This is a genomic window from Pseudomonas sp. NBRC 111138 (genome assembly GCF_001320835.1).
Classification (GTDB): Bacteria; Pseudomonadota; Gammaproteobacteria; order Pseudomonadales; family Pseudomonadaceae; genus Aquipseudomonas; species Aquipseudomonas paracarnis.
On the sequence record NZ_BCBO01000098.1, the window covers coordinates 29,600 to 52,852 of the forward strand.

At 61.6% G+C, this 23,253-nt stretch carries 14 protein-coding genes and 2 riboswitches; of the genes, 7 read left to right on the plus strand and 7 right to left on the minus strand.

What is annotated here, in order from left to right; translation table 11 throughout:
• The first annotated feature begins 40 nt into the window (after positions 1–40).
• Positions 41–988, plus strand: a complete 948-nt coding sequence (locus APH41_RS19330) for a DUF1853 family protein (protein WP_054920815.1) — start codon at positions 41–43, stop codon at positions 986–988.
• Between the two features lie 168 nt (positions 989–1,156).
• On the opposite strand, the gene APH41_RS19335 is transcribed toward APH41_RS19330, so the two are convergent.
• From APH41_RS19335 to cobW, 4 genes are all read right to left on the minus strand, one after another.
• Complete coding sequence (locus APH41_RS19335) at positions 1,157–1,759, minus strand: VWA domain-containing protein (protein WP_054897518.1); 603 nt, start codon at positions 1,757–1,759, stop codon at positions 1,157–1,159.
• Between the two features lie 53 nt (positions 1,760–1,812).
• Positions 1,813–2,817, minus strand: coding sequence for an ATP-binding protein (locus APH41_RS19340; RefSeq protein ID WP_054920818.1), 1,005 nt, complete (start codon positions 2,815–2,817; stop codon positions 1,813–1,815).
• A 152-nt stretch (positions 2,818–2,969) separates the two neighbouring features.
• Positions 2,970–6,731, minus strand: a complete 3,762-nt coding sequence (gene cobN / locus APH41_RS19345; RefSeq protein ID WP_054920820.1) for a cobaltochelatase subunit CobN — start codon at positions 6,729–6,731, stop codon at positions 2,970–2,972.
• A gap of 2 nt (positions 6,732–6,733) precedes the next feature.
• The gene (gene cobW, locus APH41_RS19350) at positions 6,734–7,795 is read right to left on the minus strand and encodes a cobalamin biosynthesis protein CobW (RefSeq protein ID WP_054920821.1); all 1,062 of its coding nucleotides are present in this window, start codon (positions 7,793–7,795) and stop codon (positions 6,734–6,736) included.
• Between the two features lie 92 nt (positions 7,796–7,887).
• A riboswitch (cobalamin riboswitch) is annotated at positions 7,888–8,088 on the minus strand.
• A 41-nt stretch (positions 8,089–8,129) separates the two neighbouring features.
• Positions 8,130–8,344: riboswitch (cobalamin riboswitch) on the plus strand.
• 96 nt (positions 8,345–8,440) lie between these two features.
• Between cobW and APH41_RS19355 the strand changes: the two genes are divergently transcribed.
• The 4 genes from APH41_RS19355 to cobM all read left to right on the plus strand — a co-directional run bounded on the left by APH41_RS19355 (position 8,441) and on the right by cobM (position 10,551).
• Positions 8,441–8,629: a CbtB-domain containing protein gene (locus APH41_RS19355; RefSeq protein ID WP_003190735.1), complete on the plus strand. Its 189-nt coding sequence runs from the start codon at positions 8,441–8,443 to the stop codon at positions 8,627–8,629.
• 11 nt (positions 8,630–8,640) lie between these two features.
• Entirely contained in the window at positions 8,641–9,345 is a 705-nt protein-coding gene (locus tag APH41_RS19360; protein ID WP_054897515.1) for a CbtA family protein, read from the plus strand.
• On the plus strand, positions 9,342–9,734 hold the full coding sequence (locus APH41_RS19365) for a cobalamin biosynthesis protein (RefSeq protein WP_054897514.1): 393 nt from the start codon (positions 9,342–9,344) through the stop codon (positions 9,732–9,734). Before APH41_RS19360 ends, APH41_RS19365 begins: the two co-directional genes overlap by 4 nt.
• Before the next feature lie 70 nt (positions 9,735–9,804).
• Complete coding sequence (gene cobM / locus APH41_RS19370; protein ID WP_054920823.1) at positions 9,805–10,551, plus strand: precorrin-4 C(11)-methyltransferase; 747 nt, start codon at positions 9,805–9,807, stop codon at positions 10,549–10,551.
• 192 nt (positions 10,552–10,743) lie between these two features.
• Here the strand turns inward: cobM and nfuA are convergent, their stop codons facing one another.
• Positions 10,744–11,328 (minus strand): Fe-S biogenesis protein NfuA, encoded by a 585-nt coding sequence (nfuA, locus tag APH41_RS19375; protein ID WP_003190728.1) that lies wholly within the window; start codon positions 11,326–11,328, stop codon positions 10,744–10,746.
• Between the two features lie 3,759 nt (positions 11,329–15,087).
• Here nfuA and APH41_RS29700 point away from each other — a divergent pair.
• The gene (locus tag APH41_RS29700) at positions 15,088–15,894 is read left to right on the plus strand and encodes an SET domain-containing protein (protein WP_371262631.1); all 807 of its coding nucleotides are present in this window, start codon (positions 15,088–15,090) and stop codon (positions 15,892–15,894) included.
• 17 nt (positions 15,895–15,911) lie between these two features.
• Here APH41_RS29700 and APH41_RS19385 read toward each other — a convergent pair whose 3' ends face one another.
• The gene (locus APH41_RS19385) at positions 15,912–16,934 is read right to left on the minus strand and encodes an acyltransferase (RefSeq protein WP_054897511.1); all 1,023 of its coding nucleotides are present in this window, start codon (positions 16,932–16,934) and stop codon (positions 15,912–15,914) included.
• Between the two features lie 82 nt (positions 16,935–17,016).
• Positions 17,017–19,308, minus strand: a complete 2,292-nt coding sequence (locus APH41_RS19390) for a fatty acid cis/trans isomerase (protein WP_054920825.1) — start codon at positions 19,306–19,308, stop codon at positions 17,017–17,019.
• 167 nt (positions 19,309–19,475) lie between these two features.
• On the opposite strand from APH41_RS19390, the gene metH reads away from it, so the two are divergent.
• Positions 19,476–23,186: a methionine synthase gene (gene metH, locus APH41_RS19395; RefSeq protein ID WP_054920827.1), complete on the plus strand. Its 3,711-nt coding sequence runs from the start codon at positions 19,476–19,478 to the stop codon at positions 23,184–23,186.
• Positions 23,187–23,253: the final 67 nt, after the last annotated feature.

Below are 23,253 nucleotides of genomic sequence, written 5' to 3' on the forward strand. Positions count from 1 at the left end.
TCAGGCACCTTCTGCACGCTGAAAAGGCTATGCTCGGACCATGACCCCATTCCCCGACTTGCACACCCTGCCCCGCCAACTGCGCCACCCCGAGGTGCGCGACCTGGCGTGGGTGATGCTCGCGCCGCCGATGCTGGCGCAGACGCCTTGGCCGCAGCGCCATCCGCTGGCGGGCAGTGACTGGGTGCAAGCCCCTCACCAACTCGAAGCCTGGCTGCGCCAGCTGGACCAGGACAGCAGCGCGTTGCAGCAGTGGCTGAGCCTGTCACGTACCCGGCGCCTGGGCCTGTACTACGAGCGCTTGTGGCAATTTGCGGTGCAGCAGGCGCCGGGTGTGGAGTTGCTGGCCGCCAACCTGCCGATCCGCCGTGCCGGGCACACGCTGGGCGAACTGGACATGCTGCTGCGCGACCGCGATGGGGTGCACCACCTGGAACTGGCGATCAAACTCTACCTCGGCCCGCAGGACGGCAACGGCCAGGACGCTACGCAATGGCTGGGGCCTGGCTGCCATGATCGGCTGGACCGCAAACTCGCGCACCTGGCCGAGCATCAATTGCCAATCTCCGCGCGGGCAGAAAGCCGCGAGGCATTGGCGGCGTTGGATATCCAAGCGTTCGATGCGCATTTGTGGCTCGGCGGCTATCTGCTCTACCCCTGGCCCGGCGCGGCGCACTCCCCCCTCGGCGCTCACCCGCAGCATCTGCGTGGGCGCTGGTTGCATCAGCGCGACTGGACAGACTTTGTCAGCACCCGCCCGGCGGGCCGCTGGCAACCCCTGCCCCGCCATGCCTGGCTGGCGCCCGCGCATTACCCGGCCGATGAAGTGTGGAGTGAGGTGCAGATGCAAGACTGGCTGGCAGAGCTAGACCCAATGGCCCCGGCGCAGTTGCTGGTGCGCATGGTGCCGAACGGTGAGGAGTGGGAGGAAGCCGAGCGGTTGTTTCTGGTGGCTGATCTTTGGCCGAATGTGCCGGGGACAGGCTGATAGGTGTGGGGTGTTTGAGGGCCTCATCGCAGGCAAGCCAGCTCCCACAGTTTGACCGCGCCGCTGGCTTGCCTTTTGTAGGAGCGAGCAAGCTCGCTCCTACAGAATTGACCGCAGCGCCGATTCCATGTGGGAGCTGGCTTGCCTGCGATGGCGATAGCCCAGGCGCTACAGCTTATCGATGTGCTGATACTCCAACTGCAACCCCACCGCCAATTCCTCAGCCCGCCCCAACCTGATCGGCCCACGCTCGATGTCAATCAACATGCCTGGACACTCCAATCGCGGCAGCGCACCAATCGCCTTGAGCCTCCCATCGGTCACCACCAGTAACTTCTGTTGCTCGGCGGGATAGCGCTTGCGTCGCGCCGCCAACCAATGCCCCGCCTCCGTCAGCGCAGCCAGCAACGGCGTCCCGCCGCCCGCTCCCAACTGCTCCAACCAATCGGACAAGCCTTTCGCCGCCTTCAAACCTTGCACCTGCCACTTCGGCGATTGCCCGCTGGCCGTCAATAACGCCATGCGCGCCCGTTGCCGATAAGCGTCGTCAAACAGCTGGGCCAGCAGCCCCTTGGCATCGGTCAGTGCCCGATGGCGCCGCGTGGACGCCGAGGCATCGACAATCACCAACCACAGTTCAGGAGCCGACCGGCTGCGCAGGTGGAACAACAGGTCCTCACGGCATTGCGGCCGCCCACCCAGCAACGTGCCCGGCCAATTGATCGCCCCGCGCTGTGCGCTGCGGGCCTTGCCCTGCCGGCCGGTGTTCAATCGCCCCGCCTGGGGCCGGGCATCCGCCCCCGCGTCAGGTCGGGGGCGGATGCCTAGGGCTTTTTTGGCCAGGTGGGTACATCGCGGCGTGCGCCCGTGGGCAAGGCGGGAGCGGGCATATCGCCCCACTGGCCTTGGCCGGGCGAGGTTTCAGAAGGTGAGGACGACGGCCCGTCATTCGGCTGGGGCGGCGCGCCTGTCGGCGCTTGCTGCTGACGTCGATGGCGCAAGGCGAACTCCGCCACCGCGTCGATATCTTCCTGCTCGATAGCAGCGGCGCCACGCCAAGCCGCATGGGCACGGGCGCCGCGCAACCAGACCAGGTCGGCACGCAGGCCGTCGACCCCAGCGGCAAAGCAGCGCTCGGTGATGCGGGCCAACGCCTGGTCATCCAGGGCGATACTGTCTAGCCGTGCCCGTGCCAGGGTGCAGCGTTCGCGCAAGGCAGCTTGCGCTGGCGCCCACTGCGCGCAGAACGCTGCCGGGTCAGTGTCGAAATCCAGGCGACGCCGGATGATCTGCCCGCGCTCGGCGGGCAGAGTCTGCCCGCTCAAGGCCACGTTGAAGCCGAAGCGGTCGAGCAACTGCGGGCGCAACTCGCCCTCCTCCGGGTTCATGGTGCCGATCAGTACAAAGCGCGCCGCATGGCGATGGGAAATCCCGTCGCGTTCGATCAGGTTGGTGCCGCTGGCGGCTACGTCCAACAGCAGATCCACCAAGTGGTCGGCCAGCAGGTTGACTTCATCCACGTACAGCACGCCGCCGTCAGCCTTGGCCAACACACCCGGGGAGAATTGCGCACGGCCTTCGCCCAGTGCTGCGTCCAGGTCCAGGGTGCCGACCAGGCGCTCTTCGGTCGCCCCCAGGGGCAAGGTTACAAACTGACCGCTGGCCAGCAGGTCTGCCAGCCCACGGGCCAGGGTCGACTTGGCCATGCCGCGTGGCCCTTCGATCAGCACGCCGCCGATCTTCGGGTCGATGGCGGCCAGGCACAGCGCGAGCTTCAAGTCATCGGCGCCGACCACGGCGGCCAGCGGAAAATGGGGAATATCAGTCATAGTCAACTCTTAATAACGCGCTCCAACGCTCCCGCGTGCGAACGCTTCGCTGGACGCTCGGCGTCCGTTCTTGTGACGCAGAGCGTCACGGGCTGCATTCCCACGCGGAGCGTGGGAATGATCAACGCTCAGCGGAGCGCGGGAACGAGCACTCAGCTGTCTTCTTCTATGTCCAGCAACAGGTTTTCCAAGGCTTCGCGGTACGCCCCCGGTGCCTGCCACAAGCCACGTTGCTGGGCTTCGAGCATGCGCTCGGTCATGTCGCGCAGGGCATCGGGGTTGTGCTGTTGCACAAAGGCACGGGTGTCAGGGTCCAACAGGTAGGCATCGGCGAGCAAGGCGTATTGGTGATCGTCAATCAGCGCGGTGGTAGCGTCGAAGGCGAACAGGTTGTCCACAGTCGCGGCCATTTCAAACGCGCCTTTATAGCCATGGCGCTTCACACCTTCGATCCACTTGGGGTTGGCCGCACGGGAACGGATCACCCGGTTGAGCTCTTCCTTCAAGGTGCGGATTTTCGGCACGTCCGGCTGGCTGTGGTCGCCATGGTAGCTGGCGGCCTTTTCGCCGCTCAGGGTTTCCACGGCGGCCAGCATGCCGCCCTGGAATTGGTAGTAGTCGTTGGAGTCGAGCAAGTCGTGCTCGCGATTGTCCTGGTTCTGCAACACCGCCTGCACCTGGCTCAAACGCTGGGCAAATTGCTCGCGGGCCGCAGTGCCTTCGTCAACCCCCCCGTAGGCGTAGCCACCCCAGTTCAGGTAGACCTCGGCCAAGTCCTCGCGGCTCTGCCACAAGCGCCCGTCAATCGCGCCCTGCACGCCTGCGCCATAGGCACCCGGTTTGGCACCGAAAATGCGCCAGCCGGCCTGCTTGGCCGCGGCACCTTCATCCAGGCCCGCCTCAAGCAATGCTTGGCGTTCACTGCGCACTTTGGCGGCCAGCGGGTTCATGTCGTCGGGTTCATCCAGGGCCGCCACCGCCTGCACCGCCGCATCGAACAGGCGGATCAGGTTGGCAAACGCATCGCGGAAGAACCCGGACACGCGCAGGGTCACGTCCACACGCGGACGGTCCAATAAGCTGATCGGCAGGATCTCGAAATCGTCCACCCGCTGACTGCCAGTGGCCCATACCGGGCGCACGCCCATCAGTGCCATGGCCTGGGCGATATCGTCACCGCCGGTGCGCATGGTCGCGGTACCCCATACCGACAGGCCGAGTTGGCGCAAGTGGTCGCCATGGTCTTGCAGGTGCCGCTCAAGAATCAGGTTGGCCGACTGGAATCCGAGACGCCACGCCGTGGTGGTTGGCAGGTTGCGTACGTCCACGGTAAAGAAGTTACGCCCCGTAGGCAGCACATCCAGCCGACCGCGACTCGGCGCACCGCTGGGCCCGGCCGGGACGAAACGCCCATTCAAGGCATCGAGCAAGCCGCGCATCTCTGCGGGGCCGCAAGCATCCAGGCGTGGCGCGACGACAATGCGCAGGCTTTCGATCACCGACTTCACCTCCTGCCAGCCGGGCTCTTCCAACTGTTCGATGGGGCCTTCCAATGCCTGCTCGATCAAGCGCGCCGCGTACAACTCCAGACGTTCACGGGTATCCCCGGCCGTACGCCACAGCTGATCGTCAATCTTCTGCAACACCAACGGGCGCCGCCCCGTCCAGGGCTCGGCCAGTGCACAATCGAGCGGATCAAACCCCAGGTCGAATGCCTTGGCCAACACACGCAGCAGACTCGACTGCGGGCCCCGGCCATCGCCACGGGGAATGCGCAACAGCGCCAGCAAGGTGTCGATACGCAAACGGCCCTCGGGCGACTCGCCAAAGATATGCAGGCCATCGCGGATCTGCGATTCCTTCAAGTCGCACAGGTAGGTATCCAGGCGCGGCAGCCACACCGCCGCGTCCGCCTCACTGCCCAGTTCAAGCTCCTGGTCGATACGGGTTTCGCGCACCAGCTTGAGGATGTCTTTTTGCAGCTCCAGCGCACGGCGCGGGTCGAGCAATTGCGCCTCGTAATATTCGTCGGCCAATAACTCAAGGTCACGCAGCGGGCCGTAGGTTTCGGCGCGGGTCAGCGGTGGCATCAGGTGGTCGATGATCACCGCCTGGGTGCGCCGCTTGGCCTGGGCGCCCTCACCCGGGTCGTTGACGATAAACGGGTAGACATTCGGCAGCGGCCCCAGCAATGCATCCGGCCAGCAGTGCTCCGACAGGCCCACGCCTTTGCCGGGCAGCCACTCCAGGTTGCCGTGCTTGCCCACATGGATCACGCCGTGGGCGCGGTAGGTATGGCGTAGCCAGAAATAGAACGCCAGGTAGCCATGGGGCGGCACCAGGTCCGGGTCGTGGTACACCGCGCTGGCATCTACCTGGTAACCCCGGGCCGGCTGGATGCCGACGAAGGTCAGGCCCAGGCGCAGGCCGGCGATCATCATGCGGCCATCGCGGCACATCGGATCGTTTTGCGGGGCACCCCAACGCGCCAGCACGGCCTGGCGATTGGAGGCTGGCAAACGATCAAACATCGCCTGGTATTCCACAAGGCCCAGGCTTTGATGGCAGGGGCGCAGGTCGAGGCTGTCGAGATCGTTGGTGACGCCGCCGAGCAGTTCCTGGATCAGCGCGGTGCCGCTGTCGGGCAGCCGCTCCGCTACCGGGTAGCCCTCGATTTGCAAGGCGCGCAGGATATTCAGCGCTGCCGCCGGGGTGTCCAGGCCCACGCCGTTACCGATGCGACCGTCGCGGGTCGGGTAGTTGGCGAGGATCAACGCAATCCTTTTCTGGGCATTGGGCACCCGCGCCAACTCGACCCAACGGCGTGCCAGCTCAGCGACAAAATCCATGCGTTCGGGCGCTGCGCGGTAGCACACCACGTCCGACTGGCTGCGCTCGCTGCGCCAGGCCAGGTCCTTGAAGCTGATCGGCCGGCTGATGATGCGCCCGTCCAACTCCGGCAAGGCAATGTGCATCGCCAGGTCGCGGGGCCCCAGGCCTTGTTCGCTGGCCTGCCAGCCGGGTTGGTTGTCCTGGGCGCAGATCGCCTGGATTACCGGGATATTGCGGCGAAACGGGCGCAAATGCGGCGCTTCCGGGCTCGATTGGGCAAAGCCGGTGGTGTTCAGAATTACCGCGGCTTGCACGTCATCCAACAGGTCCTCGACCACCGAGAGGCAGCCGGGTTCTTTCAAACTGGCCACCGCGACAGGCAACGGGTTGAGGCCCGCCGCCTGTAAGCGCTGGCAGAACACATCAATAAAACCGGTATTGGCAGCCTGTAAATGGGAGCGGTAGAACAGCACCGCAGCCACAGGCCAATCGGGCTGCCAATCGGCCTGCCAGTCATTGAGGCGGGCATTGGCGTTGTGCGGGTGATAGATCGCCGTGCGCGGCAGCGCTTGTGGCTCGGCCCAGGCATAGTCGCAGCCCAGGTGGACACTGGCCAGGCAGTGATAAAAATCCAGGGCATTGCCCAGGCCACCTTGGCGCAGGAAGTGCCACAGACGCTCGCGGTGTTCGGCAGCAACAGTGCTCAGGCCGCTGAGTTCCGGGTCCGGACGGTCGTCACCCGGCACCAGGATCAGGGTGACGCCACGTTCGGCCAACTCCACCAGGCGCTCGATGCCGTAGCGCCAATACCCGATACCGCCGTGCAATGACAGCAGGATGACCTTGGCGTGGCGCAATACCTCGTCGACGTACAGGTCAACCGAGGCATGGTTCTGCACCTGCATCGGGTTGGCCAGGCGCAGGCTGGGGTAATCCTCGGGCAATTGCTGGGCGGCTTCGGCGAGCAGCGCCAGGCTGGAATCGCCGCTGCACAGGATCACCAGTTCAGCGGGGGTCTGGCCAAGGTCGGCAATATTGTCGTCCGCGACGAAACCACCGGGTTGGGTCCTGAGCAGGTGCATGGTTAAACGCTGAGGGCAGCGCGCAATTGCGCTTCGAGGCCAGCGGCGTCCAGTTCCTGGCCGATCAGCACCAGGCGCGTGGTGCGTGCTTCGTCAGCGCCCCAGGCACGGTCGAAGTGTTTGTCAAAGCGCGTGCCCACACCCTGGATCAGCAGGCGCATCGGTTTGTTGGGGATCGCGGCGAAACCTTTCACCCGCAGGATGCCGTGCTGCACCACCAATTGGGTCAGGGCGTCGAGCAGCAGCGCCTCATCGGCTTGGGGCAAGTCGATGGAGATGGAGTCAAAGGCATCGTGATCGTGGTCGTCTTCACCCTCGTGGTGATGGTCGTGATGGCTGTGACGCCCGTCGATATGCTCTTCGGAACCGGCGCCCAGGCCGATCAGCACGTCCAGGGGCAGACGACCGCTGCTGGCTTCGATGATCTTCACCGCGGGCGGCAGTTCTTCGGCGACTTCCAGGCGCACGCGGGCCAGGTCTTCGGCGCTGATCAGGTCGGATTTGTTGAGGATCACCAGGTCAGCGCTGGCCAGTTGGTCGGCGAACAGTTCGTGCAAGGGTGATTCGTGGTCCAGGTTAGGGTCGAGTTTGCGCTGGGCGTCGACCTGGTCCGGGAAGGCGGCAAAGGTACCGGCGGCCACGGCTGGGCTGTCGACTACGGTGATCACCGCGTCAACGGTACAGGCGCTGCGGATTTCCGGCCACTGGAAGGCTTGCACCAACGGCTTGGGCAGGGCCAGGCCCGAGGTTTCGATGAGGATATGGTCCAGGTCACCGCGACGGGCGACCAGTTCGCGCATCACCGGAAAGAACTCTTCCTGCACGGTGCAGCACAGGCAACCGTTGGCCAGCTCGTAGACGCGGCCATTGGCCTCTTCTTCGGTGCAACCGATAGAACACTGCTTGAGGATTTCACCGTCGATGCCCAGCTCGCCGAACTCGTTGACGATCACCGCAATGCGACGGCCCTGGGCGTTGTCGAGCATATGGCGCAACAGCGTGGTTTTGCCCGAGCCAAGGAAGCCGGTAACGATGGTGACGGGGAGTTTGGCCAGTGTTTTCATCGGATGCCCTTTGGGGCGGGCATACGGGACGACAGGCCCTGCGGCAGCGCGCAGCAGCGGATTTCGTCACCGGATCACCCCGCCCGGTTGAATTGGAAAATCGGTTGCGAGGCAGGTCTCCTGGCTTGGGGTGTGCGGGTCTTGCGACCAACGCTGACTGCGCCTTCCCGCCCTATCGGCAGTGGCGTGGCAGTCAACTGAACCCTTCACAGTTGCGGGGGCAGCCGCGGCTTGAACCGCGTTCCCTTCTTAGCTTCGGCCTGGGCCGAAGAACCTCGAAGGTGCAAGGCTACAGTGGCTTGCAGCATTTGACTACCGTCCCGGCCCATGCTCTCCTACACGCCTTGTTTCGGGTGCCCTTCACAGGGTGAAACGGGAAACCGGTGCGTCATAGACCTATGACCAGTCCGGTGCTGCCCCCGCAACGGTAAGCGAGCGAAGCGTCACGGCCACTGTGCTTTATGCATGGGAAGGCGATGCTTTCAGGAGGACTCTTTCAAGAGCCGCCCCTCGCAAGCCCGGAGACCGGCCCGAAAAATTCAGATAACAAACCCGCGGTGGGCGGGCGCTGTTCAGAACCCTGCGTGCCTGGCGCGTGGGGTTTTCATGCGCTCGTTTCACCCTGACACCTGAAAGGGACGCGCCATGTCGATCATCAGCAGCACTTCGCACACCGCTACTAGCACCGCCACCCTCAGCCAACGCCTGACCGCCGCCATCGGTGCGTCGATACTCGGCGCGTGTTTGGTGTATTTCGCCGGGTTCTCGCATATCGAGGCGGTGCACAACGCCGCCCACGATACCCGCCACAGCGCCGCGTTCCCGTGCCATTGAGAGCTGCCGACATGATCAAGCGTATTGCGCAAACCGCAGGGTTCACTGGGCTTTTGGCTGCCTTGCTGCTGACCCTGCTGCAAAGTTTCTGGGTGGCACCGCTGATCCTGCAGGCGGAAAGCTTTGAAAAAGCCCCGCCAGCCGCTGAAGTGGTGCACGAGCACGCCGCTGGCGCTGCTGCCCACAGCCACGATGCCCAAGCCTGGGAGCCGGAAGATGGCTGGCAGCGTGTGTTGTCCACCACTGGAGGCAACCTGGTGGTGGCCGTAGGCTTTGCACTGATGCTCGCCGGCCTCTACACGCTGCGTGCGCCGACCCGCATCGCCCAAGGCCTGCTCTGGGGCCTGGCCGGCTACGCGACCTTTGTACTGGCACCCACCCTGGGCCTGCCACCGGAACTGCCGGGCACTGCGGCGGCTGACCTGACGCTACGCCAGACCTGGTGGATCGGTACCGCAGCCTCCACCGCCGCCGGCCTGGCGCTGATCGTGTTCGGCCGCAACTGGCTGTTGAAAGGCCTTGGGCTGGCGATCCTTGCCGTACCCCACGTCATCGGCGCTCCGCAACCTGAGGTACATTCAATGCTGGCCCCGGAGGCGCTCGAAGCGCAGTTCAAGATCGCCTCGCAGTTGACCAACGTCGCCTTCTGGCTGGCCCTGGGCCTGATCAGCGCCTGGTTGTTCCGCCGCAACGGCGACGACCAATACTCGGCATGATGCTGGTTGTCGGTTTGGGCTGCCAGCGTGGCTGTGAGGTTCACAGCCTGCTGGCGTTGCTGGACGGAGCCCTGGCCGCGGCAGGCATTGATCGCTCACGCATAACTGCGCTGGCAAGCATTGATCGCAAGCGCGATGAACCTGGGCTGCTGGCGCTGGCCCAGCGGTTGAACCTGCCCTTGCAGTGCTTCAGCGCCGAGCAACTGGCGGGCTATGAGCATCGGCTAAGTCATCGCTCAACGCTGGCGTTTGCCCATACCGGCTGTTATGGGGTGGCCGAAAGCGCCGCCCTGGCCCTGGCGGAGCACCTGTCCAACGGCCCCGCGCGCCTGCTGATCACCCGCCAGAAAAGCGCACAGGCCACCATTGCATTAGCCTGCGCGGGCTAAAATCCCGATAATTGCCGCTTTTGAGCATGAGCCGTGTTCATGCTCACCCGTTTCTGAACAGGACTTCTCCATGACCGTCTACTTTATCGGCGCCGGCCCCGGCGACCCGGAATTGATCACCGTCAAGGGCCAGCGGCTGATCCGCAGTTGCCCGGTGATCATCTACGCCGGCTCGCTGGTGCCCGCCGCCGTACTGGAAGGTCATCAGGCGCTCCAGGTGGTCAACAGTGCCGAGCTGCACCTGGAACAGATCATGGAGTTGATCAAGACGGCCCATGCCAAAGGCCAGGATGTGGCGCGGGTGCACTCGGGCGACCCGAGCCTGTATGGCGCGATTGGCGAGCAGATCCGCCACTTGCGGGAAGTGGGTATTCCTTTTCAGATCATTCCCGGGGTTACGGCAGTAGCGGCCTGCGCCGCGTTGCTGGAAACCGAGCTGACTCTGCCGGACATCGCTCAGAGCGTGATCCTGACCCGCTACGCCGACAAAACCAACATGCCGCCCGGTGAGAGCTTCGACAGCCTGGCCCGCCATGGTACGACCATGGCGATTCACTTGGGGGTCAATCACCTGGAAAAGATCGTCGCCGAACTGCTGCCCCACTATGGCGCTGATTGCCCAATTGCCGTGGTGCACCGAGCGACCTGGCCGGATCAGGATTGGGTTGTCGGCACCCTGACAGATATTGCCGCCAAGGTCACAGCCAAGGGGTTCCGGCGCACGGCGCTGATTGTGGTGGGCCGGGTGCTGGCCAGCGACAGTTTCGGCGAGTCGTCGCTGTATCGGGCCGGGCATGCCCACCTTTACAGACCCTGATTATGTGGGGTGGCTCGCCCTAATCCCCGTAGGAGCGAGCTTGCTCGCGAAAACCCCATAGGCGCCGCGCTTATTCAGCAAGCATGCATTATCGTTGACGCTTTTCGCGAGCAAGCTCGCTCCTACAAAGAGCGCATAAAAAAACGGCGCTCACGGGGCGCCGTTTTTTTATGTTCGCAGTGAACACCTTACTCAGTAGTAGGCGTTTTCTTTCTGCGTGTGGTCGGTCACATCACGTACACCCTTGAGCTCCGGAATACGCTCAAGCAAAGTACGCTCGATGCCTTCACGCAAGGTCACGTCCGCCTGGCCGCAGCCCTGGCAACCACCGCCGAACTTCAACACGGCGATACCGTCATCCACCACGTCGATCAGGCTTACCTGGCCGCCATGACTGGCCAGCCCCGGGTTGATCTCGGTTTGCAGGTAATAGTTGATACGCTCATTGACCGGGCTGTCGGCGTTGACGTTCGGGACCTTGGCGTTGGGTGCCTTGATGGTCAACTGGCCACCCATTCGGTCGGTGGCGTAGTCGACCACTGCGTCGTCAAGGAAGGCTTCGCTGAAGGCGTCGATATACGCGGTGAAGCTTTTGAGCCCCAGCGCGGTGTCTTCAGGCTTTTCTTCGCCGGGCTTGCAATACGCGATGCAGGTCTCTGCGTACTGGGTGCCGGGCTGGGTGATAAAGACGCGGATGCCGATACCTGGGGTGTTCTGCTTGGACAGCAGGTCAGCCAGGTAATCGTGGGCGGCGTCGGTAATGGTTATGGCAGTCATGGAAACTCCTCACAGGCTTGCCCGCAGTTTACGCCAAATTATTACGCAGGTACAAAGTCCTAGTATTTTTGTCGGGAAAGACTTGTCTCTGTTGACCTGACGCATCGTGACACCTGGCCATTTCTGCGAAAACCTGTGCCTACCTATATAGCCCCCCCGCAAAACCCGGCTCAATAGAGTGAATCCTCTTCGACTACGGATTGTGAGGATTGAATGAATAACGCGTTGCAGAGTTTCTATTTCAAGGGTTTGCCGGAACAGCAAGCGCATCTGGACCATCTGATTGATTTCGTGACGGCACAAAGCTCGCTGACGGCATCCGCCGCCGAGGTGTACTACTCCCCGCCGCACAACAGCGAACTGCATCGCGAATGCAAGGAAGCCTTTCGTGTCTTGGCAAAGCTGGAAGCCGATGAAGACTTTCAGCAGTTCCTGCGGGAAAAGCCCGAACCAGATGCTTCCATTCTCGGCCGGGACTTTCTTTACGACCTGCTCTCCACCATGCTCAGCAGCGTGCGCGCACCGATACCCGACCCTGCCGAGACGTTCAGCATCGCCGACCATTCGGTGATCCTGCGCCATATACCCACCTATTGGTACATCGACGCCGACGTGTTGCTGGATATCAACCGGCGTGTGGGTAACGGCCTTAAAAGTGATGGCTCGGTGCGGTTTGACCTGGTGCTCAAGTATTACTCGATCATCCCGGCACAGCCCAAAACCCGCGAACAGTGGAAAGCGGTTCTCGCTGGCTTGCAGGAACACCACACTCTGAGAAAACTCGGACACGAAGGCGACCTCAGCGATTTGCAGCACTTGCTGGATGCGCCTGCCGACCAGAAAATCAAAGAGGTTATCCGCCAGATCGAAACACAAACACGTCAATCGCTGTTCCGTCATGTATTGCCCGAAACATTTACCGCCTCACAACAGGACATGCTCACCACCACCCCCACCGTGCTGCTTGAGCAATTGCTCAATAGCCCCGATAACCTGGCGCTGGGCGAACGGATCGCCAAGGCCTTGGACTGGTATGGCAGCCAACAGGACGAAATCTGCCCAGACCCGGTACGGGTGAAATTACTGTGGCGCGCGCTGTGGCTGACGATCATCCCCAACCCCGACTCGCCGGTGGATAACGAATTGAAGTTATTCATCTCGCCGGGGGCATCTTATAGGACGATCCGCCAACACCTGATCAGCCGCTATCACCACGACTTGTCGATCAGCACTGACGCAGCGCTATTGGCCGTGTGCGTGATCAAGGCCAATGTCGCCAGTGAAGTGTGGGTGGCCGATATTCCCGATGACCTGCCCTACGCTGCAACCAGTACCTGGGTCAATTTCAGAAGCGGCTTTCTGCTGGCCGAAACGATTGCACCTGGTTCATCGCGCCACATGAGTTTCGAACAATTGCTCAACCTGGCGGCGGAACACTTTCGCGCCAGTGGCGATGACATCAAACAACAGGCACTGGTCGCAGCGGCCAAATTGGCCCCCACCGTGCAATGGGCACAGGCCAACGGCCTGATCGCCAACCGATCGTCGGGCCACTCCCGCGACGAGCTCACCCAGGCCGTCACTGCACTGGAGCAGCATGAATATGAGATGTTCAACGCGGTTCAGAACCTCAAACTCAAGCTGCCCAGCCGTTGGCGCTTTGCCTCGGACACGGAGTACGACAAAGCCTTTCACGAAGCCCTCCAGGTGCCGAGAAACGCCTATAAGACCTTAATCCAATCACTGCTTGCCCATCTGGGCAGCGCGACTCTGAATGTGGATCAGGACGAGATCACCGTGTATTCATTAAGAGAGGCCCTGAACAAGGTGCCCATCGAATATGAAACCAAAGCCAAGACCGATGCCATTCGTTACCGGACAGGTTTTATCCTACGCATCGTCAAGCCCCGCTCGCCCTTCCATGCCATTTACATCGAGGTATTCCCCTTCGCCGGTCTGCTGCGTCGACGTAAAGACCTGCAAAGCCTACCGCTGAACGGCAAAGTGGTAGAGCTACGCGACGCCATGAGCTGGTGCAAATACCGATTGGCCACCGACGTGCCATTTGATCGCGAGGCCTACCGCGAGAACAAAGCGCCCAGACCAGGCAAAAAAGCCGAGTTGATCGTTGAACAAGTCGGCGAGACACTGCCTGCCATCGACGCAGGGCCGCGTATCCAATCGTTCGCGCCCAACACGCTGTATGCGCCGCGCAGTGAAACCCTGGCGAGCATGATTGCCCGCGAGCTGTTTTTCTGCGACGAACAGGCCCTGCTGGAAAAAACCCGTAAAGACACGCGGGAAGTGGACATCCCCACTGAGGTACTCGAAGACTTGGCGTTCTGGGGCAAGATATTTGTGCCGTTCTGGGGCGGCATCGACGACATCGCTTCCGGCGATCCTCAGCGCATCAAATCCGGCGTCGCCAGCCTGTTCATCGACATCGTGGCTTTCGCGCTGCCGGTGGGGCGGTATGTGGCTGGCTCGACTCGCTTGCTCATCCAGGCGGGTAAAACCGGGCTGCGCCTGGCATTGCCCAAACTGGCGAAACTGACCGGAAAACTGGTGATCGCCACACTCCAGGAACTCAACCCCCTGGCCGCCCTCCCAAGCCTGCTCAGGCTCGCGCGCTTTGGTTTGCTCAAGCTGGGCCACAAACTGATGCGCCAGGCAAAACGGGGTATCGCCCAGCTGCGCGATGGGACGATCGCCGCAAGGCATATGCGCTCGGTCGACCCTGACAGCTGGAAGCCGCTGCAGGCGGGCGATCAACTGTTTACCGTGGACGGCTTCGCCAATGTCCCGATGCGCAACGTCGGCAGCCTCGAGGCGCCGGATTATCGCTTGATCGATACCGCCTCCAACAAAGCCTTCGGGCCGCGTTTTAGAGAACCGATCACGGTCATCAGCAACAGCAGCCCGTTGATCCGTCAGTACGCGGTTGACCCAGAGTTGATCAGAGGCCTCAAGCCCGACGCGCGCGGTATCTTCTCCCGGGCGGACTACAACCAGAAGTTCATCTGTAATGTCGATGACAAGGGCAAAATCGCGGTGTACCAGATCCGCGACAACTCCTATGGGTTCATTCAGGAGGCCGCCACGAGCGCCGACAACAGCTTTTCTATCGTGCTGGTCAATCCGAGGACCAACCGGGATTTGTCGATCACGCTGTCGTCGGTGGAACCCGGTCATTGGTATTCAGGCCCGATCAAGCTCACGGGCGGCGCGCCGGATGCGCCAAGCGTTGTAACGCCCTCAGTGCTGTTGAAATGGACCGAAGCCAGTGAAGACGCCCTGAAAAAAACCATGGACAAGTTCGTCAGCACTTACAACCTGGACCCCAGCGCCTTTCGGCAGTTCGTCAACAGCCGCAACACCCTGACACCTCGGGGGCTAAAGATGCTAGACCGCGCGGGAACCGCCCGCACCAGCGTCACTTACGAGCATATGGAGCACTGGAGCAAGGCGTCCCAGCGCGAGCGCAACAACCTCACCCTTGAGGGCTTCGCCGCCGACCATAACCTGGACCCGGTGGCCCTTGCCGAGCATGTAAACCTTGATGGCACCTATAGAGCGGCAGGCAAGGTACTGGCCAAATACGCCAGGGGTGAACAATTCGACGACCTGAAACCCGAACACCTGCAAGAGTGGAACAAGCACTACAACGCCCCCAATTCAAGGGTGTCCATGCACGCATTTGTCGAGCAGAACAACCTCAATCCGGTTATCTGGAGCAACTACGTCAATGACAATGGCAGCATGACCCGCGCCGGTAGAGAAAGGTGGCTGTTCGGACAAAGAAGCCCGCTGGACGAGCCTGTGGCCAGGAAGCGGCCTGCGCCGCCCACCGCAAGCAGCTCAAAACGTCCGCGCCTGGAGGACGACACCGCAACCACGCGGCGCCGATCCACTTCAATCACCGCGTCTTTTGATCATAAAATCAACAATAATGCGCCAATTCTGCAAGACCCCAACGACGTCAGGCGCAGCTTGACCCTTGAACTTGAAGGTCCGTTGCAAAACATAGAGATCACCGACGCCAACCAGTTTTTTGACGAGTTCACAGGGCTGCAACACGTCGAAGTCAAAGAGGCTGCAACCAAGAGTATCCGCGACTGGATCTCTAAAGAAGGCAACCATCATCGCAGACTCGATCGACTGCTGGAGGTCAGGAAACTGGCCGAGGGCCCGGAGCGTGGCCTGTCGGTGGTGGCCCGAACCGATATAAAACGTTTTGATGTCATTGGGCCGTACACCGGCAAGGTGCACTTGAATCAAGCCTCGCTCAATACCGAGATACTGGAAAAAGGTGAAGCGGCCGTCGGCACGTACTTATTCCAAACCCACACTCATGGCGCGACTATCAGCGGCCACGGTAACAGCAATACGCTGAGCCTGATCAATGCGGTCAAGGTGCCCAACCTGCCCGACGTTGGCATCGAAAATGTCGGCGCCCTGTACGTAGGCAAATACATGGTGTTTATAGTCGCTTGGCGGGACATCCCTGCCGGGACCGAGTTGCTGATGGACTATGGGAAAGCCTACTGGAAGTACGTGAGGCCCTGAGCCGCCAAACAGCAGTCCTAATGCTTTTGCCTTATGGGTAACGCATCATCAATGCCAAACCAATGTTTGAGCCTGCGATGCGTAGCCTGCTCCAACACTTGATAACTGGCCAAGGCGCCCAGCGCAATGACGGCGATGCACACCGGTATCATTGCGTAGGGGTCTATTGCCCTGTGTTCGATGGCCCAGCGCCCAGCACACAGCACCAGTACGTGAAGCAGATAGACCGAGTAGGAGCAGTCCCCCAGCAGTTTTATCAAGCGCGAACCATGGAAGTAAGGCTCCAGCGCCACACAACTGATCACTAACACGGCGCTGGGCACTCCCCATTCCAATACTCGGGGTACATCCGCGCCGTGGTAAATCGCTGCCAATGCCGCGACGACACCCAGCAACGCCAGCCAAGGCCTGGCTCGGCACAGACCGCGGCGGTAAAGTATGCCGATTGCCATGCCCATGAGAAATTCCAGAGCAATGTCATTACGGTAAAACCCATCGGCCAAGTCAAAGGCGGGGCCAATGACGTAGCACAGCAGATACAGCAGTACCGCCACCACCCAGAGCCTATAGGCTTCACGCACCAGCAGCGCAACAGCAAACAGGCAGTAGAACAGCATCTCGAAATTCAGTGTCCAGCCCACATCCAGCAGTGGATACACGCCGTAGCCCGCCGGGTTTTGCGCGGGAATAAAGAGCATCGACAGGAGCGCATGACCCAGTTCTAGCTGAACGTCTGGAAACATCCAGGGCATGACCGTGACCAGCACAGCCAAAAGCACGGTATAGAACCAGTACGCCGGAGCAATCCTGGCCACGCGCATCAGCATGAAGCGCCAGGGCGTGAGCGCTTTATCGGCGCTCGCGAGGAAAATCACCAAGCCACTGATGACGAAGAATACGTCCACCCCGGCGCCGCCCTTTTCGACCAACAGGTCCTCGAAGGCGTTGTGGGCCTCGAAGTTGAAAAACAGCTGCATGACATGGTGACCCACCACCACCCATGCAGCCAACGCGCGCAACAACTGCACTGAAATCAGCATCGGCCTACCCCTTTCCAATCTGTAGGTAAATATCCGACTGCTTCAGCCCCACATGGAGAAATGACCGGATCAATGCACTTCGTTATAGGTTCTCATAGCGGTTCATGTCCAATACACCCTCTTCCACCGGCGTGGTTTCGCGGATGTACTGCGACAAGTCGTGGAAATACTGCCAGAACAACGGATGGCTGCGCCGCACACCCCAGCGGTCGACGATTTTCTCGAAGCTCTTGGCGTCCTTGGCCTGCTCCATCAGCGCGACAAACTCAGGCACTTGCCGGGCCGGTATATTGAACATGAAGTTCGGGTAGCTGCTGAGCACGCCAGGGTAAATGGTCACAGTGTCCAGGCCCGGCTGATAGCGATACGCCTCTCCCAGCAGGAACGCCACGTTACTGTGGGCACGGTTGCGCAGCAGGCTGTAGACCTCGCGCTTGCCGCTGGCAGTTTCGATGCGCAGCATCGTGGCTTCGGGCAATTGCTCGATCACCTTGAGCCCTGCCGCCGGCCGCGAGGTCAGGCGGCTCAGCGCTTGTTCGGCATCCTGCAAGGCCGGGTCGATGCCGTCGCGGGAGCAGAACGCGCCGCTGCAGCGGTTGATCGGGTCGGGGCTGGCGTTCAAATGGCCGTAGCGGGTCAGCAACTGGTTGGCGAAGTCACGCTTGGGGTCTTTTTCGCTCAGGTGCAAACCACTGGCCTTGTCATCGTCAATCGCTTCGTAGTCCAGCCACAGCTTGAGCTTGCCGCTGTTCTGGTACCAGTCGTCCATGAAGTCTTCGCGGGTGTCGGCGGGCATCAGGCGCAGGAAGTTCTGCTCGGCACCGTTGCGGATCAGGTCGAAATACAGGCGGGTCTGGGCCTGGTGCGAGACGTTGCCAAACACATCGAAATTCACCGCCAACTGGTAATAGGTGCGTTCCAGCAGTGGGTAGTCGAACAGCCACATCGTCTGCGGAACCTCGCCAATCAGGCCCTTGGTCACCGAGGCGCTGTCGAAATGGCGGAAAATGCTCAACAAGGCATTGTCATTGCCCGCCCACAATGTCGACCAGCTCGGCGCCGGCAGGTCTGCATAGTTGTCACGGCGCAAGGCTTCGTACTGGTTGCGCTTGTCGCGATAGGCCAGCCACAGGCTCAGCACACTGCCCACATCGTCATTCTGCCCGGGCATGGCCAGCAACGGCGTGGCCTGGCCGCGATAACGCGCATCGGTGACGTACAGATCGTGGTCGGGGTCCTGGAACAGCGTCCAGAAGTTATCGCGGATCACGTCCGTGGCGATCTGCCCACGGCACACCGGCCCGCGAATGAAGGTACGCACGAAGTACTCAGCGTTATCGAGCATGAATTGGTAGCGCGCTTTAGCCGGGATGGCTTCGAATGTCGCGAACGGGTTGGCGCGGCTGCCGGGGCCGTAGCCTGGCAAGGCCGTGACTTGCCAGTCGGCGGCGTAGAACAATGCCTTGATCCGCGCCATCTTCGCCGCGCTGAAGGGGTAAGTGATGTGGGTTTTATGCACGACCACGCCCTGCACCGGCCACAGGCGGTAGTACACCTGGGTGCCGGGGTCGTCGTTGGGGCGACGGGTGGCGATCAGGTCAATCGGCTGGCCACTGGGCGTACGCGAACGCACCCACTGGAAATAATGCCCCGGCTCGCCGTTCTCGAAATAGATATGCGCCAGGAACAAATGCTCGAACAGCCAGCGCGCCACCAGGCTTTCCCGGGCGCCCGGCTGGTTGAACAGGTTTTCCCACTGTTGCACTTGCAACGCTTCCCTGGCGCTCGGCGCCAGGCCCTGCTCGTCAATCGGCGCGCCGGAGGCCAGCCAGCGTTGCAAAGTCTGGTACTGCTGATCGGTCAGGCCGGTGACCGCCAGCGGCATGCCTTCCTTGGGGTGAGCGCCGGCATAGGCATTGAACTCGCCGGGCGTTGCGCACATATTTTCGCGGTTGAGCCCCAGCACAATGTTGTCGGGCAGCTTGGCATTGGGCGCCAGCGGCGCGTTGTGCCCCAGCTCCAGCATGCGCGCCATCAGCGCAGCCTGGCTGCCCTGGGCGTCCAGCACCGAATAGAAGCCCTTCTGCTGCCACGCCTGCTTACCGAATGCGTCATAAAACAACCGCGTAGTTGGCGTGGCCTGGCTGCGCTCGCCGTCATACACCGGCATTTTGCTTGCCCCGCGTGCGGCGCCCTCGGCGCTCCCGAGGTTGAGCTGGCAGGCGGAGTCGTAGCAGGCGTGGCAGGCCACGCATTTCTCGGTGAAGATCGGTTGGATATCGCGGGTATAGGAAATCGCCGAAGCGGGACCCTCTGCCTGCGCAGTACTGGCTATCAAGGCCAGGACGGCGCTGACGATCAAACGAAGTGACATGTATCGGGTCCCGATTCAAGGCGTGCGGTCTGTGAAATGGCGGTGATTCTACCGGGCCATGACCGCCAGCAACATGAGCGATATTCATGCACAACCCGGACATGCTCCAAATCGGCACAGGTTTGCTATGATTCACGCCCTCCGTAATGCCTGACCAGAGTAGTCCCATGCCCGATCGTAGCGCTCGCCTGCAAGCCCTTCACCAAGCCCTCAAGGAACGTATCCTGATCCTGGACGGTGGCATGGGCACGATGATCCAGAGCTATAAGCTCGAGGAGCAGGACTACCGTGGCAAACGCTTCGCCGATTGGCCAAGCGACGTCAAGGGCAACAACGACCTGCTGGTGCTGACCCGCCCGGACGTGATCGGCGGCATTGAAAAAGCCTACCTGGACGCCGGCGCCGACATTCTTGAAACCAACACCTTCAACGCCACGCGTATCTCCATGGCCGACTACGGCATGGAAGAACTGGCCTATGAACTGAACGTGGAAGGCGCACGCCTGGCGCGCAAGGTGGCCGACGCCAAAACCCACGAGAACCCGGCCAAGCCGCGTTTTGTCGCCGGTGTACTGGGCCCGACCAGCCGTACCTGCTCGCTGTCGCCGGATGTGAACAACCCCGGCTACCGCAACGTGACCTTCGATGAGCTGGTGGAAAACTACACCGAAGCCACCAAGGGCCTGATCGAAGGCGGCGCCGACCTGATCCTGATCGAAACCATCTTCGACACCCTTAACGCCAAGGCCGCGATTTTCGCCGTGCAAGGGGTGTTCGAGGAACTGGGCGTGGAACTGCCGATCATGATCTCCGGCACCATCACCGACGCGTCCGGCCGTACCCTGTCGGGCCAGACCACCGAAGCGTTCTGGAACTCCGTGGCGCACGCCAAGCCGATCTCGGTCGGTTTGAACTGTGCCCTGGGGGCCAGCGAGCTGCGCCCCTACCTGGAAGAGTTGTCGAACAAGGCCAACACCCAAGTTTCGGCGCACCCCAACGCCGGTCTGCCCAACGAATTCGGCGAGTACGACGAACTGCCGTCAGAAACCGCCAAGGTTATCGAAGAATTCGCCCAAAGCGGCTTCCTGAACATCGTCGGCGGTTGCTGCGGCACCACGCCTGGGCATATCGAAGCCATCGCCAAGGCTGTGGCCGGTTACGCGCCGCGCTCGATCCCGGATATTCCCAAGGCTTGCCGCCTGTCGGGCCTGGAGCCTTTCACCATCGACCGCAGTTCGTTGTTCGTCAACGTCGGCGAACGTACCAACATCACGGGCTCGGCCAAGTTCGCCCGCCTGATCCGCGAAGACAACTACACCGAAGCCCTGGAAGTCGCCCTGCAGCAGGTGGAAGCCGGCGCCCAGGTGATCGACATCAACATGGACGAAGGCATGTTGGATTCGAAGAAGGCCATGGTGACCTTCCTCAATCTGATCGCCGGCGAGCCGGACATCTCCCGCGTACCGATCATGATCGACTCCTCCAAGTGGGAAGTGATCGAAGCGGGCCTCAAGTGCATCCAGGGCAAGGGCATCGTCAACTCCATCAGCATGAAGGAAGGCGTGGAGCAGTTCATTCATCACGCCAAGCTGTGCAAGCGCTACGGCGCAGCGGTGGTGGTGATGGCGTTCGACGAAGCCGGCCAGGCCGACACCGAAGCGCGCAAGAAAGAAATCTGCAAACGCTCCTACGACATCCTGGTCAATGAAGTCGGCTTCCCGCCGGAAGACATCATCTTCGACCCGAACATCTTCGCGGTCGCCACCGGTATCGAAGAGCACAACAACTATGCAGTCGATTTCATCAACGCCTGTGCCTATATCCGCGACGAACTACCGTATGCGCTGACCTCCGGTGGCGTGTCCAACGTGTCGTTCTCGTTCCGCGGCAACAACCCGGTGCGCGAAGCGATCCACTCGGTGTTCCTGCTGCATGCGATCCGTGCGGGCCTGACCATGGGTATCGTCAACGCTGGCCAGTTGGAGATCTACGACCAGATCCCCGCCGAGCTGCGTGACGCCGTCGAAGACGTAGTACTCAACCGCACACCCGAGGGCACCGACGCCCTGCTGGCGATTGCCGACAAGTACAAGGGCGACGGCAGCGTCAAGGAAGCCGAGACCGAGGAATGGCGTGGCTGGGAGGTCAACAAGCGCCTGGAACATGCGCTGGTCAAGGGCATCACCACGCACATCGTCGAAGACACCGAAGAGTCGCGCCTGTCGTTCGCACGCCCGATCGAAGTGATCGAAGGCCCGTTGATGTCGGGCATGAACATCGTTGGCGACCTGTTTGGCGCCGGCAAGATGTTCCTGCCCCAGGTAGTGAAATCCGCCCGGGTGATGAAGCAGGCGGTGGCGCACTTGATTCCGTTCATCGAGCTGGAAAAAGGCGACAAACCCGAAGCCAAGGGCAAGATCCTGATGGCCACGGTCAAGGGCGACGTGCATGACATCGGCAAGAACATTGTCGGCGTGGTGCTGGGTTGCAACGGCTATGACATTGTCGACCTGGGCGTGATGGTGCCGGCGGAGAAGATCCTGCAGGTGGCCAAGGAGCAGAAATGCGACATCATTGGCCTGTCCGGCCTGATCACGCCGTCCCTGGATGAAATGGTGCATGTGGCCCGCGAGATGCAGCGCCAGGATTTCCACCTGCCGCTGATGATCGGTGGCGCCACCACCTCCAAGGCGCATACGGCGGTGAAGATCGAGCCCAAGTACAGCAACGACGCGGTGATCTACGTCACCGACGCCTCCCGCGCCGTGGGCGTGGCCACTCAGTTGCTGTCCAAGGAATTGAAGGCCGGTTTCGTCGAGAAGACCCGCCTGGAATACATCGACGTACGTGAGCGCACCTCCAACCGCAGTGCGCGCACCGAGCGCCTGAGCTATCCGGCGGCAATCGCCAAGAAGCCGCAGTTCGACTGGAGCAGCTACACCCCGGTGGTGCCAACCTTTACCGGCGCCAGGGTACTGGACAATATCGACCTCAACGTCCTGGCCGAGTACATCGACTGGACGCCGTTCTTCATCTCCTGGGACCTGGCCGGCAAGTTCCCGCGCATCCTCACCGATGAGGTGGTAGGTGAAGCGGCTACCGCGCTGTATGCCGATGCCCGGGAAATGCTCAAGAAGTTGATCGACGAGAAACTCATCAGCGCCCGTGCGGTGTTCGGTTTCTGGCCGACCAACCAAGTGCAGGATGACGACCTGGAAGTCTACGGCGACGACGGCCAGCCTATTGCCAGGCTGCACCACCTGCGCCAGCAGATCATCAAGACCGACGGCAAACCGAACTTCTCCCTCGCCGACTTCGTCGCCCCCAAGGACAGCGGCGTGACCGATTACATCGGTGGGTTCATCACCACCGCCGGCATCGGTGCCGAGGAAGTGGCCAAGGCTTACCAGGACGCGGGCGATGACTACAACTCGATCATGGTCAAGGCCCTCGCCGACCGCCTGGCCGAAGCCTGCGCCGAATGGCTGCACCAGCAAGTGCGTAAAGAACACTGGGGCTACGCCAAGGACGAGCAACTGGACAACGAGGCGCTGATCAAGGAGCAATACAGCGGCATACGCCCTGCCCCCGGCTACCCGGCGTGCCCGGATCACACCGAAAAAGCCCAGCTGTTCCAACTGCTCGACCCCGAAGCCCGCGAAATGCACGCTGGTCGCAGCGGCGTGTTCCTCACCGAGCACTACGCAATGTTCCCGGCGGCAGCGGTCAGCGGCTGGTATTTTGCCCACCCACAGGCGCAGTACTTCGCCGTGGGCAAGGTCGACAAGGATCAGGTCACCAGCTACACGGCACGCAAAGGCCAGGACCTGAGCGTGACGGAGCGTTGGCTGGCGCCGAATCTGGGCTACGACAACTGAGGTAACGCTGCTACTGGCTGCGGTAACCGTTTACCGCACCTACGATGACTCAATGCGATTTCCTGTG